Below are 12702 nucleotides of genomic sequence, written 5' to 3'. Positions count from 1 at the left end.
GTCAGGCTCGACGGTCGCTGCGCGGGGAACGAGTGCGGGGTGGCGACGTCACGCCCGGCGCGTGCTCGCCCGACGCGCCCGGGCCGCCAGGACCACCACCGGGACGACGCACATCGCCGAGACGACCGCGAGGCCCGGGAAGCCGGCGACGGCCAGGAGCGGGCCGGAGACGATCGCGCCGATCGCCGCCGCGGCGTTCATCAGCCCGTCACCGGTGCCCTGCACGAGCGGCCGCGAGCGGGCCGGCACCGACTCGGACAGCAGGGTCGCCGCCGGCACCGTCACCACGGACCATCCCAGCCCGAGCAGGAACAGCCCCGTGGCCACCGCTGCGGTGTCGCCGGCACCGAGCAGGTTGACGGCGGCCGCACCCACGAGGACCACCTGGCCGGCGAGGATCGTCGGCACCTGGCCGAAGCGGTCGGCGGCGGCGCCCACCGCGGGGGCGAGAGCGAACATGCCCAGCACGTGCAGGCTGATCGTCAGACCCACCACCGCGACGCCGTGCCCGAGGTGGGCCAGGTGCACCGGGGTCATGGTCATCACCGACACCATCGCCACGTGCGCGAGCACGAGCGCCGTCAGCGCGAGCGTCCCCGTGCGCGAGGCGCGCACCTCCCGCAGCGCCGCCGCGAAGCCGGCCCGTCCCGGCAGGGGAGCACCGCCGCCCGGGCGGGCCTCCGCGGCGGTGTGGCGCTGGGCGAGCAGCAGAGGGTCGGGGCGCAGACCGAGGGCGACGACGACCGCCGTCACGGCCAGCAGCACCGCACCGATCGCGAACGCTCCGGCCAGGGGAGCGAGACCGGCCCGTGGTGGCCGGACCCGTGGAGGGAGCCGCCCTCGGCAACCTCGTGGTACAGGCGCGCGCCCTCGGGGATGTCGACGGCGATCTAGCCCGGCTCCGCGAGATCGTCGCCGCGTCGGACGAGACGGTCCGCTACACGCCCTCGCCCGGTACCCGCTGGGCGGCGGCCGAGAGGCGGGTGCTGCGAGGGTGAGGCGGCGAAAAACCGCAGCTCGCTGCGGCACGACCCGGAGCGGAGACTCGGCTCCTCCTCCTCCCCCCACCCCCTAACGGCACAAGCGTCCGGGGCCCCATCACCCTGTCCGAGGGCTGGGGGCGAGAAGGTCCGTTCACCCGCCGTTCACCGCAGCGACCGGTGTCTGACGGGCGGGCATTCCTGGTGCAGTGGTCCGCAGACTTGTCGGACCGCCGTCGGGAGCGTCGATGCTCAAGCGCGTATCACGAAGGCCGGGGGCTCTTGCTGCACCGCGTCCTGCCGGGAACGCGCCCATGGACCGGATCCTCAGGACCGCCGCCACGACGCTCCTGCCCGCGCCGGCCGTCCGCACGGGGCCGGGCGCCGCTCCGGGCGCCCGCGGTCTCCGCGGGCGAGGGTCAGGCATGCAGGGCGGCGTTGAGCTCCACACCGACGCCGCTGCGGGGCAGCGCCTCCACGGCGCCGGAGAGGGAGTTGCGCCGGAAGAGCAGGTTGTCCTGCCCGGAGAGTACGCGGGCGGCGACCACCGGCGGCTCGGTGAGCTGGCCGCCGTCGGGGCGCGTGCCGCCGCCGGTCAGCACCGACACCTTCGTCCCGGCGGTCAGGTACAGGCCGGCCTCCACCACGCAGTCCGCGCCGAGGGAGATGCCCAGTCCGGCGTTGGCGCCGAGCAGCGAGCGCGGCCCCACGGAGATCACCTGCTTGCCCCCGCCGGAGAGGGTGCCCATGATCGAGGCGCCGCCGCCGACGTCGGCGCCGTCGTGGACGACGACTCCCTGCGAGATGCGCCCCTCCACCATCGACCGGCCGAGCGTGCCGGCGTTGAAGTTGACGAAGCCCTCGTGCATCACGGTGGTGCCGGGGGCCAGGTGGGCGCCGAGCCGCACTCGGTCGGCGTCGGCGATGCGCACCCCCCGGCGGGACGACGTAGTCGACCATGCGGGGGAACTTGTCGACGCCGTGCACGATGAAGGAGCCGTGGGCGGCGCGAAGGCGGGCACGTGCGGCCTCGAAGCCCTCGACGGCGCACGGACCGACGGACGTCCACACGACGTTGGGCAGCTGGCCGAAGATCCCGTCGAGATTGATCGTGTTCGGTGCGACGAGCGTGTGGGAGAGCAGGTGCAGCCGCAGGTACGCGTCCGCCGTGGAGGTGGGCGCCGCGTCCAGGTCGATCTCGGTGCGCACGACCTCGGTGGCCACCCGGCGGTCCGCGTCGTGGCGCTCGAGTGTGATCAGCTCCTCCGGGGCGGCGGCGTCCTCCGGGACGGAGCCCAGCGCGGGGGCGGGGTACCAGACGTCCAGAAGGCCGCCGTCGTCGGTGCGGGTTGCCAGGCCGAAGGCCCAGGCCGTGCGGTCGCTCATGTCCTCAGCCTAAGCGCCGCCACCGACGTGCCGCGTCCGGCGCCCGAGTTGCGGACCGCGGGTGCCCCGAGCGTCAGTGGCGCACCAGGCGCGGGCCGAGGGTCCGGGCGCCGAGCTCTTCGACCCGGCCGATCAGCTCCCGGTCCGCCGTCGCGACGACGACGTCGTTGACGGAGTCGCCGACGAGGCGGCGGACCACCGCGACGCCCGCCCGGCTCGTGGTCCTCGTCTCGGGCGGCGGCTCGAACCTGGCGGCGCTGCTCGACGCCACCCGGGACCCCGCCTACGGGGCCCGCGTGGTCGCCGTCGGCGCGGACCGGGAGGACACCGGCGGGGTGGCGATGGCGCGGGAGGCCGGGATCCCGGCCTTCGTCGAGCGGGTGGGGGCCCACGAGGACCGTCACGCCTGGGACGCCGCGCTCACGGCCGCGGTGGCCGCCCACGAGCCCGACCTGGTGATCTCGGCCGGGTTCCTCAAGCTGTGCGGCCCGCGGTTCCTCGAGCGTTTCGACGGCCGGTACGTCAACACCCACAACACGCTGCTCCCCGCGTTCCCCGGCATCCACGGCCCCCGCGACGCCCTCGCCTACGGCGTGAAGCTCGCCGGCGCCACGGTCTTCTTCGTGGACGCCGGGGTGGACACCGGCGCGATCCTCGCCCAGGTGGCCGTCCCGGTGCTCGAGGACGACGACGTCGAAACCCTCACCGAACGGATCAAGGTCGCCGAGCGCGCCCAGCTCGTCGAGCAGGTCGGGCGCCTCGCGCGCGAGGGGTGGCGCATCGAGGGCCGCCGCGTGCGCCTCGGCGGCTGAGAGGGCCCGACGGCCGGTAAGGTGGACCCCGGCCGTGACTGGCGCAGGTGGAGCACACCACCGGGGAGCGGCCGGAAGTTCCCGTCGGGGCACCGCACGCCTGGGTGCCTGGGTCGGGCGTCGCCGGACGCCCGCTGCACACGCCGTCGACCCAGGAGCTTTGCCATGAGCCAGAATCCCGTCATCGAGCCCGTGGGGGACCAGGTCCCGCTGCGTCGGGCGCTCGTCTCCGTCTACGACAAGACTGGCCTGACCGAGCTCGCCACCGCCCTGCACGCCGCGGGCGTCGAGATCGTCTCGACCGGGTCCACCGCCCGGACCATCGCCGAGAACGGCGTGCCGGTCACGCCCGTCGAGGACGTCACCGGGTTCCCCGAGTGCCTCGACGGCCGCGTCAAGACCCTTCACCCGCGCGTGCACGCCGGCGTCCTCGCGGACCGCCGCCTCGCCAGCCACCGCGAGGAGCTCTCCGAGCTCGGCGTGGCGCCCTTCGACCTCGTGGTCGTCAACCTCTACCCGTTCACGCAGACCGTCGCCTCGGGCGCGGGCGTCGACGAGTGCGTGGAGCAGATCGACATCGGCGGTCCCACGATGGTGCGCGCCGCGGCCAAGAACCACCCGTCCGTCGCCGTCGTCGTCGACCCCTCCCGCTACGACGACGTCGCCCGCGCCGCCGCCGGCGGCGGCTTCACGCTCGCCCAGCGCCGGGCCCTGGCGGCCCAGGCGTTCCGGCACACCGCCACCTACGACGTCGCCGTCGCCTCCTGGATGGGCAACGTCCTGGCCCCCGACGACGAGGTCGACGGCACCGCGACCGGCTTCCCCGGCTGGGTGGGCGCCACGTGGGACCGCCAGGCGGTGCTGCGCTACGGCGAGAACCCCCACCAGCGCGCCGCGCTGTACACCAGCGGGTTCGGCGAGCCGGGCCTCGCCCAGGCCGAGCAGCTGCACGGCAAGGCCATGAGCTACAACAACTACGTCGACGCCGACGCGGCCTGGCGCGCGGCCCACGACCACCTGGCGCCGGCCGTCGCCGTCGTCAAGCACAACAACCCGTGCGGGATCGGCACGGGCGAGGACATCGCGGAGGCCCACCGCAAGGCGCACGCCTGCGACCCGGTCTCCGCCTACGGCGGCGTCGTCGCCGCCAACCGGCCGGTCACCGCGGCGATGGCCGAGCAGCTCGCGCCGGTCTTCACGGAGGTCGTCCTCGCCCCCCGACTTCGAGGAGGCGGCTGTCGAGATCCTCTCCCGCAAGAAGAACGTCCGGCTGCTGCGCGTGGCCGGCGCGGGACGCGGCGCCGTCGAGACGCGCCCGATCGGCGGCGGCCTGCTCATGCAGGCGACCGACCGGATCGACGCCCCCGGCGACGACCCCGCCGCCTGGACCCTGTCGCCAGTGGCGGCACGGCTGGCACGCGGGGGGAGCCGGCCCTAGGGACCGCCCCCGGCCCCGGGCCCGGCTGCCCCGGTCCGCTCAGAGGTACAGCACGCGGAAGCGCCCAGCTGCCCCGTACCCGTCCTGCGGCACCGGCGGCCTGCTCGAGCCAGCGCCAGCGGCGTGCGGGGGGAGACCGCGGCGACGGGCGCGCCCAGCAGAAGGCCCGTCCACCGCACCGCGACGCCGGCGAGCCGGGGACGGGGCATCCCCTGCGTCCCGTAGTCGCGGTAGAGCCTCCCTCGGGAGATGCCTGTGTGGAACGCCTTGACGGCCACCGAGCGCAGGGTGTGCCTGTGCCGGTAGTGCACCACGGCGTCCGGCGCGTAGGACAACCGGTGGCCGGCGAGCTGAAGCCGCCAGCAGAACTCGGTGTCGGGGCCGCCGTAGTCGTACTCCGGGTCGAACCCGCCGACCTCCTCGAACACCCGGCGTCGCACGCCCAGGTTGGCGGTGATCGCCCGCGGCAGAAAACCTGCGACGACAGGCAGGTGGTCCGGGTGGCGCGGCATGTAGGGCAGCCGGACGGTCGTCAGCTTGTCGTTCTCGATCGCGCCGCCCACGGAGTCGGAGGACTGCAGCGCCGCCACCATCGCCCGCACCCACCCGGGCGCCACCTCGTCGTCGGCGTCGCAGAAGAGCAGCAGATCGGACGACGACGCCGCGGCGCCCGCGTTGCGGGCCGCGCTGGTCCCCGGCACGGGGCAGGAGAGGGTGCGCAGCCCGGGCACGCGGCCCTCGAACGACCGGCAGACCTCCAGCGTGGAGTCGGTGGAACCGTTGTCGACGACGAGGACCTCCCACGGCACGTCGACGTCCTGGCGGGCGAGCGCCTCGAGCTGCACCGGGAGCGTCGCGGCCGCGTTCAGCGCCGGGATGACGACGCTCACGACAGTGTGGGTCATCCCCCTGAGGGTAGCCGCGTGCGCGTGCCGCGGCAGGCGATCAGGGGCGCAGGGACGCCGCTGCCGATCGACGGGAAGTGGCTCCGAAAGCCGGTCGGAGCGGGCCGGACGACCCTACGCTGGGCGACCAGGAACCCGTCCGAGTGGAGCGACATGTCCGCACCCCCGAGCGTCCAGTCCCGCACACGGCTGCGCGCGTGGTCCACCCTCCTGGCCGCCGTGGCCTCCGTCTCGCTGCTGGCCGCGTGCACCGGCGAGCCGACGGAGCCGTCGCCGGAGACCCCGCAGCCGACCGCGCCGTCCGCGTCCGCCACCGCGTCCCCGACGCCCCCGCCGCCCCGGGAGACCGACTTCCCCGACGAGACGAACACCGGCGTGCCCGCGGGGACGCAGCTCCGGCCGAGCGACAAGCTCGAGATCACCGAGGACGGCACGGTGATCGACGGTCTGGAGATCTCCGGAAACGTGGTCGTGGAGGCCGACGACGTCGTCATCCGCAACTCCCGCATCATCTTGACGACGGGCAAGATCGCCGTCCGGGTCAACGGTGACAACTTCCTCATGGAGGACAGCGAGATCGACGGGCAGGGGCGTGCGAACCCGGCCATCGCCTACAACGGATACACCCTGCGGCGCGTCCAGATCTACAACGTCGCGGAGGGTCCGCGCATCACCGGCGACGACGTCACGATCGAGGACTCCTACATCCACGGCATGGTCCAGGACGGCGACAACCACACCGACGTCGTCCAGGTCATGTCCGGCAGCAACATCGTGATCCGCGGCAACAACCTCCAGGCGTACAACCCCGAGAGCGGCATCTACGGCAACGCCGCCTTCATGTTCGGCGAGGACTCCGGGCCGGTGAGCGACTGCCTCGTCGAGGGCAACCTGATGAACGGCGGCAACTACACCGTCAACGGCGGAGGCAGCGGCACCGACGGCGCGGCGTGCGAGTTCCGTGACAACGCGTTCCAGGACGACACCAGGCACGGCACCTCCGCCAACCTCGGGCCGAACGTCGTCTGGGACGAGTCCAACGTTCGGCTCGGCACCTCCACACCCGTCGGCGGGTAGGCGCGGGCCCGGTGCCGGCGTGGTCCCCGATCCGGCCCGAGCCCTCCGTCTCCTGGCTACTGTGTGCTGCCATGGGCGACAAGGACGCGCCCGACCGTCGCCGCGGCGGCCGGGAAGATCCCGTGGGGCGGGACCTCGCGCGTCCGGCCGGGCGGGTCGACGAGGTGGGCATCCTCCGTCTCGCCGCGGATGACGAGCCCTGGCGCGGGGTCCCGGCGTACGTGCCCGCGGCGGCTCTGCGGGCCACGAGCGCCGACGCCCTCGTCGCGATCATGCTCGACGGCGAGGAGCCCTGGCCGAACGAGCTCCGGCGCCGTCTGCTGCACCCGGCCCGCGGTGCCGCCGCTGCGCTCCTGCCGGTCGTGCCCGGTTCCGCCGTCCTGGACCTCGGCACCGGATGGGCCACCCTGGCGCGGGCCCTGAGCACCTTCGGCGCCGACGTCACGAGCGCCGACTGGGTGTACGCCCGCCTGCGGTTCGAGACCCTCATGCACGACGCCCCCGCCGGTCTCACGGTGCATCTCGGGCTCGACGGCCCGCTGCCCTGGCCGGACGGCACCTTCCGCACGGTCTTCGTCGACACGGGCGAGATCCGTCGCCTCCTCGGGAACCGTCCGGACGCGGAGGCCGTCCTGTGCGGTGTCCTGGCGGAGGTGCGCCGCGTCCTGCGCGACGACGGCGTCGCGGTGGTCGGGACCCGGAACCGCCTGTGGGACCTCCGCGCCCCGGGCACGGGCGGCGGCCGCACCGGGGGTGGACGTCCTCGTGGTCGACACCGCCCACGGCCACCAGGAGCGGATGCTCCGCGCCCTCGACGCCGTCCGGTCGGTGGACCCGCAGGTGCCGGTCGTGGCCGGCAACGTCGTCACGGCCGACGGCGTACGGGACCTGGTGGCCGCCGGCGCGGACATCGTCAAGGTCGGGGTGGGGCCGGGCGCGATGTGCACCACCCGCATGCAGACGGCCGTGGGCCGCCCGCAGTTCTCCGCGGTGCTGGAGTGCGCGGGGGCGGCCCGCGAGCTCGGCAGGCACGTGTGGGCCGACGGCGGCGTCCGCTACCCGCGCGACGTCGCCCTCGCCCTGGCCGCGGGCGCCTCCCAGGTGATGATCGGCTCCTGGTTCGCCGGCACCCACGAGTCCCCCGGCGACCTGCACACCGACGGGTCGGGACGGAGGTACAAGGAGAGCTTCGGGATGGCCTCGGCCCGCGCCGTCGCCGCCCGGACCGCCGGGCGGGTCTCGGGCTTCGAGCGCGCCCGGAAGTCCTTGTACGAGGAAGGCATCTCCGCCTCGCGCATGTACCTCGACCCCGACCGCCCGGGCGTGGAGGACCTCCTCGACGTCATCACCTCCGGGCTGCGGTCCTCGTGCACCTACGCCGGGGCAGGCTCGCTTCCCGAGTTCGCCGAGCGCGCGGTGGTGGGCGTGCAGTCGGCCGCGGGCTACGAGGAGGGGCGCCCGCTGCCGGCGGGGTGGTGACGCCCGGGGCGCGCTGACGCGACGCCGCCGCGAGGCCGGACGGGCCGGCGTCCACCGCTCGACGGCGGGGGTCTGGCGCCCGGCGGGTCCGCCGCGCGAGACTGGAACATGGACCGCCAGTTCCTGGCTCCTGCGGAACGGTTCGGCCTCGGCGTGGAGGCAAGACGCAGGGTGCCTGCCGAGTCCCATGCAGAGCTGCCGCTCGACGCCGCCCGTGACCCCGTCCGGGTGCTCGCCGACCAGATACCGTCGCGCGTCGCCGAGCTGGTGCCGATCCGGCACGCCCGGATGATGGCGTCACCGTTCGCGTTCTACCGCGGCGGTGCGGCGGTCATGGCGGGCGACCTCGCCCGCACGCCCGTCTCCGGCTTCGACGTCCAGCTCTGCGGCGACGCGCACCTGTCCAACTTCGGCATGTTCGCCTCTCCGGAGCGGCGCCTGGTGTTCGACATCAACGACTTCGACGAGACCCTGCCGGGCCCGTGGGAGTGGGACGTCAAGCGGCTGGCCGCGAGCATCGCCGTCGCCGGCAGGCAGAACGGCTTCCCGCGCAAGAAGGTCCGGGCCGCCGTCGTCGCGACGGTGCGCGGCTACCAGGAGACCGTGGCGCACTTCGCCGGGCTCGGGAACCTCGAGGTCTGGTACGCCAAGGTCGACGTCCTCGCGCTGCGCGAGCAGCTCGCCGGCGAGCTGGGCAAGCGCGCGGCGAAGCGCCTGGACAAGGCCATCGACAGGGCCCGGCGCCGCGACCACCGCCACTCGCTCGAGAAGCTGACCGAGGCGGTGGACGGCGGGCGCCGGATCGTCGACGCGCCGCCGCTGGTGGTGCGTGTCGGCACGCTGGTGCCCGAGGCCGGCCCGGCACAGATCAGGACCGCGATCGAGGCAGTCCTGCAGGACTACGCGGGACGCCTGGAGCCCGGCCGCAGAGAGCTGGTCCGGTCCTACGAGTTCGTCGACATGGCACGCAAGGTGGTCGGGGTGGGCAGCGTGGGCACCCGGTGCTGGATCGTCTACCTGCGCGGGCGGGACGACCTGGATCCCCTCTTCCTCCAGGTCAAGGAGGCGCAGCCGTCGGTCCTGGCGGCCTACCTGGGGCACACGGCGGAGGAGAACGAAGGGGCCCGGGTGGTCTCCGGGCAGCGCATCGTGCAGGCGACCGGCGACGTGTTCCTCGGCTGGGCCCGCACGGTGGGCATGGACGGCGTGAGGCGCGACTTCTACGTCCGCCAGCTGAACGACTGGAAAGGCTCCGTGGACGTGGCGGAGATGATCCCGGAGGGGCTCGCGCTGTACGGCCGGCTGTGCGCGTGGACGCTGGCCAGGGCGCACGCCCGGTCCGGGGACAGGGTCGCCGTGGCGGGCTACCTGGACGACGGCGGCGCCTTCCCCGGGGCGGTCACGGACTTCGCCGAGGCCTACGCCGACCGCAACGAGCGGGACCACGCGGCGTTCAGCGACGCCGTTGGACGTGGTGACCTGCTCGCCGCCGAGGGGGCACCGGCCTGAGCGGTGCGCAGGGCGCTCCCGCCCGAGTCGGGTGCCCCGCCTCCGCCGCGGCGCGCCTCGCCCGGCGGCGTCTCCCAGGAGCGGCCGGCACGCCCGCGACCGGCGTCCTGGTGGTCGGCCACCAGGACGGACAGGTGCGGCCAGGCGTCGGGGGTCCGCGATGGCGGCGGCGCGCAGGTCGGAGTTGGTCGAGCCGGTGCGGGGCACGCGGACGACCCGGGCGAAGGTGGGGCTGCCGGTCACGATGACAAGCCAACCACCCCGCAAGGGCGGGGGACGCCGTGTCGGCCGGCGCGACGGTGCCGGCGGTCGACCGGGTCGCCCGTCGTCGGGTCAGCGTCAGGTCGGGCCAGCCCCGCACCGCTTCGGTAAGTGACCCTGCGCAGACTCGGTCGACCCAGGCCAACTTCATCTGCCCAAGGTCGCTGCACGAACGCGCAGCGGCGGGAGGAACGGCGGAGCGCTGGCGCCGGTGGGCAGACGGCGAACGGACACGGACGGCGGGCAGCACGCGGTTGTGGAGTTCCGACAAGCACGCCCCGGGGAACACGCGCCACTCCGGCAGCGAGCGGTGGGGAAGCGACAACTACTCTGGCCGACGTGACCGAATCCCGTGTGCGCCCCGACCAGCCGCCCGCCCCCGCGGAGTCCGCGACGCCGGCCTCGACCGCCACCACGGCCGCGACGGCGACTCCTCCCGCGGCCCCGTCGGCGGCCACCTCCTCCGGCGAGCCGCCGCTGCCTGCGGCGGGCCCGGCGCCGACGTCGACCACCGCGGACAAGCTCGCCGACCTCGCCGCCCGGACCGAGCGGGGCATCACCGCGCCGGCCGAGGCCGCCGTCGAGAAGCAGGGAAAGCGCGGGAAGAAGTCGGCCCGCGAGCGCCTCGAGGCGCTCCTCGACCCAGGGTCGTTCACCGAGCTCGACGCCTTCGCCACCCACCGCTCGACGAACTTCGGGCTCGAGAAGAGGCGGATCCCGGGCGACGGCGTCGTCACCGGGTTCGGCACCGTGGACGGGCGCCAGGTGTGCGTGTACTCCCAGGACTTCACGGTCTTCGGCGGCTCGCTCGGCGAGGTGCACGGGCAGAAGATCACCAAGGTCATGGACATGGCGCTGCGCACGGGGGTGCCGCTCGTCGGCATCTCCGACGGCGGCGGCGCCCGCATCCAGGAGGGCGTCGCGGCGCTGACCCAGTTCGCGGAGATCTTCCGCCGCAACGTCGCCGCCTCGGGCGTCATCCCGCAGATCTCGCTCATCCTCGGCCCGAGCGCCGGCGGCGCGGTCTACTCCCCCGCGCTGACCGACTTCATCGTCATGGCCGAGGGCACCTCCAACATGTTCATCACCGGCCCGGACGTCATCAAGGCGGTCACGGGCGAGGAGGTGGGCTTCGAGGAGCTCGGCGGCGCGGCCACCCACAACCAGCGCTCCGGCGTCGCCCACTACCAGGCCGCCGACGAGGACGACGCGATCGACTACGTCCGCGCCCTGCTGTCCTACCTCCCCTCGAACAACCTCTCCGACCCGCCGTCCTGGCCCACGTCCGAGGCGGAGGCGACGGCGGCGCTCGAGGTCACCGACGCCGACCTCGAGCTGGACACGCTCGTACCCGACTCGGACAACCAGCCCTACGACATGCGCACGGTGATCGAGCACGTCGTCGACGACGGCGAGCTCCTCGAGGTCCAGCCGGGATACGCACCGAACATGATCACGGCGTTCGGTCACGTCGAGGGCCGGCCGGTCGGCATCGTGGCGAACCAGCCGCTGCAGATGGCCGGCACGCTGGACATCAGCGCCTCGGAGAAGGCGGCAAGGTTCGTCCGCACCTGCGACGCGTTCAACCTGCCGGTGCTGACCTTCGTGGACGTGCCCGGCTTCCTGCCCGGCACCGACCAGGAGTGGAACGGCATCATCCGCCGCGGCGCCAAGCTCATCTACGCCTACGCGGAGGCGACCGTCCCGCTGGTCACGCTGATCACGCGCAAGGCGTACGGCGGCGCCTACATCGTCATGGGGTCGAAGAAGCTGGGCGCGGACGTCAACCTGGCCTGGCCGACGGCGCAGATCGCCGTGATGGGTTCCGGCGGCGCGGTGAACATCCTCCAGCGCGGGGCGCTGAAGAAGGTCGCCGAGTCCGGCGGCGACGTCGAGGCCGAGCGCGCCCGCCTGGTCGCCGAGTACGAGGAGGCCCTGGTGAACCCGTGGGAGGCCGCCGAGCGCGGCTTCGTCGACGCGGTCATCGCGCCGGCCGAGACCCGGGTCCAGGTGGTGCGGGCGCTGCGGGCGCTGCGCACCAAGCGCGCCTCGCTGCCCGCCAAGAAGCACGGGAACATCCCGCTGTGACCACCGTCGCCGACTCCCCCACCTCGGCCGCGTCGCCCGCCGAGTGGTCCGGCGGCGGCAACGACGACGTCGTCGCCTCGGCCCTGGGCCTCCACGGGGACGACGGCGGACGGTGGGCCGCCCGCTCATGCGTCCCCCGGCGGTCAGGGTGGTCCACGGCCGGCCGGACGAGCTCGAGCTCGCCGCTCTCGTGGCCGGGATCGTCGCGGCCCGGGGCCGGGTCGACGAGCTCGGCGGCCTGCCCCGACGACGCCGCCGAGACCGTCCGCGGCCGGTGGACCGACCCCCTCCTCGCCGCCGCCGGCCGCGGCCGGGTGGCCGTGCACCCGCGCCCGCGGGTCGTCATCGTCTCCGTGGGCGACGAGCTGGTGGAGCCGGGCCGCCGGGCCGAGCCGGGCCAGGTCTACGACGCCAACGGCCACGCCCTGGCTACCGCCGTGCAGGACGCGGGCGCCGCGACCTACCGGGTGGCCGCGGTGCCGGACGGCCGGCGGGAGCTGCGCGAGACCCTCGAGGACCAGCTCGTGCGCGCGGACCTCATCCTCACCACCGGTGGGCTCAGCTACGGCGGCAACGACACCGTCAAGGAGGTGCTCGCGCCGCTGGGCACCGTGCGGTTCGACAACGTCGCGATGTGGCCGGGCCGTCAGCTCGGCGTCGGCCACGTGGGCGACGGCACCCCGATCTTCGCGCTGCCGGGCGACCCGGTCGCCGTGCAGGTGGTGTACGAGGCCTTCGTGCGCCCGGCGCTGCGGGCGATGGCCGGC

9 protein-coding genes, 4 pseudogenes and 1 riboswitch are annotated in these 12702 nt (G+C 74.4%); of the genes and pseudogenes, 8 read left to right on the top strand and 5 right to left on the bottom strand.

Features of this window, described 5'->3' with window-relative positions; translation table 11 throughout:
• Positions 1–48 precede the first annotated feature (48 nt).
• A complete protein-coding gene (locus DA06_RS14645; RefSeq protein ID WP_418605345.1) occupies positions 49–765 on the bottom strand; it encodes an MFS transporter in 717 nt (238 codons plus the stop codon).
• 59 nt (positions 766–824) lie between these two features.
• Between DA06_RS14645 and DA06_RS14640 the strand changes: the two genes are divergently transcribed.
• Positions 825–998 carry a hypothetical protein gene (locus DA06_RS14640; RefSeq protein WP_418605343.1) on the top strand — a complete coding sequence of 58 codons (174 nt, stop codon included), beginning with the start codon at positions 825–827 and terminating at the stop codon, positions 996–998.
• A gap of 401 nt (positions 999–1399) precedes the next feature.
• On the opposite strand, the pseudogene dapD reads toward DA06_RS14640, so the two are convergent.
• Both dapD and DA06_RS14630 read right to left on the bottom strand, forming a co-directional pair.
• Positions 1400–2366, bottom strand: a pseudogene (gene dapD / locus DA06_RS14635) (2,3,4,5-tetrahydropyridine-2,6-dicarboxylate N-succinyltransferase).
• Between the two features lie 73 nt (positions 2367–2439).
• Positions 2440–2565: a hypothetical protein gene (locus DA06_RS14630; protein WP_418605341.1), complete on the bottom strand. Its 126-nt coding sequence runs from the start codon at positions 2563–2565 to the stop codon at positions 2440–2442.
• 19 nt (positions 2566–2584) lie between these two features.
• Here DA06_RS14630 and purN point away from each other — a divergent pair, with 19 nt between their 5' ends.
• Both purN and purH read left to right on the top strand, forming a co-directional pair.
• Positions 2585–3178 (top strand): phosphoribosylglycinamide formyltransferase, encoded by a 594-nt coding sequence (purN, locus tag DA06_RS14625; protein WP_043501350.1) that lies wholly within the window; start codon positions 2585–2587, stop codon positions 3176–3178.
• Between the two features lie 24 nt (positions 3179–3202).
• A riboswitch (ZMP/ZTP riboswitch) is annotated at positions 3203–3291 on the top strand.
• A 52-nt stretch (positions 3292–3343) separates the two neighbouring features.
• Positions 3344–4574 (top strand): annotated as a pseudogene (gene purH / locus DA06_RS14620) (bifunctional phosphoribosylaminoimidazolecarboxamide formyltransferase/IMP cyclohydrolase); the annotation flags it as partial.
• 38 nt (positions 4575–4612) lie between these two features.
• Here the strand turns inward: purH and DA06_RS14615 are convergent.
• Complete coding sequence (locus DA06_RS14615; RefSeq protein WP_418605340.1) at positions 4613–5521, bottom strand: glycosyltransferase family 2 protein; 909 nt, start codon at positions 5519–5521, stop codon at positions 4613–4615.
• A gap of 153 nt (positions 5522–5674) precedes the next feature.
• Between DA06_RS14615 and DA06_RS14610 the strand changes: the two genes are divergently transcribed.
• Entirely contained in the window at positions 5675–6598 is a 924-nt protein-coding gene (locus DA06_RS14610) for a hypothetical protein (RefSeq protein WP_418605339.1), read from the top strand.
• Between the two features lie 56 nt (positions 6599–6654).
• On the opposite strand, the gene DA06_RS14605 is transcribed toward DA06_RS14610, so the two are convergent.
• The gene (locus DA06_RS14605; RefSeq protein ID WP_418608331.1) at positions 6655–7374 is read right to left on the bottom strand and encodes a hypothetical protein; all 720 of its coding nucleotides are present in this window, start codon (positions 7372–7374) and stop codon (positions 6655–6657) included.
• Here DA06_RS14605 and DA06_RS14600 point away from each other — a divergent pair.
• The 4 genes and pseudogenes from DA06_RS14600 to DA06_RS14585 form a co-directional block, all read left to right on the top strand.
• Positions 7334–8077: pseudogene (locus tag DA06_RS14600) on the top strand (IMP dehydrogenase); the annotation flags it as partial. The gene DA06_RS14605 and the pseudogene DA06_RS14600 sit on opposite strands and share 41 nt — an antisense overlap.
• A gap of 108 nt (positions 8078–8185) precedes the next feature.
• Entirely contained in the window at positions 8186–9586 is a 1401-nt protein-coding gene (locus DA06_RS14595; RefSeq protein ID WP_043501334.1) for a DUF2252 domain-containing protein, read from the top strand.
• A 738-nt stretch (positions 9587–10324) separates the two neighbouring features.
• Positions 10325–11935, top strand: coding sequence for an acyl-CoA carboxylase subunit beta (locus tag DA06_RS14590; RefSeq protein WP_043501330.1), 1611 nt, complete (start codon positions 10325–10327; stop codon positions 11933–11935).
• A pseudogene (locus DA06_RS14585) lies at positions 11932–12630 on the top strand (molybdenum cofactor synthesis domain-containing protein); the annotation flags it as partial. The gene DA06_RS14590 and the pseudogene DA06_RS14585, both read left to right, overlap by 4 nt.
• Positions 12631–12702 lie beyond the last annotated feature (72 nt).

Origin of the sequence: Georgenia sp. SUBG003, from assembly GCF_000715355.2 — a bacterium.
GTDB lineage: Bacteria > Actinomycetota > Actinomycetes > Actinomycetales > Actinomycetaceae > Georgenia.
This window is presented reverse-complemented; position numbering and strand designations above follow the sequence as displayed.

Bases quoted from the DNA above. Each gene is read 5' to 3' on its own strand.
- DA06_RS14595 (WP_043501334.1), top strand. From the start codon at position 8,186: ATGGACCGCCAGTTCCTGGCTCCTGCGGAACGGTTCGGCCTCGGCGTG.
- DA06_RS14610 (WP_418605339.1), top strand. From the start codon at position 5,675: ATGTCCGCACCCCCGAGCGTCCAGTCCCGCACACGGCTGCGCGCGTGG.
- DA06_RS14615 (WP_418605340.1), bottom strand. From the start codon at position 5,521: ATGACCCACACTGTCGTGAGCGTCGTCATCCCGGCGCTGAACGCGGCC.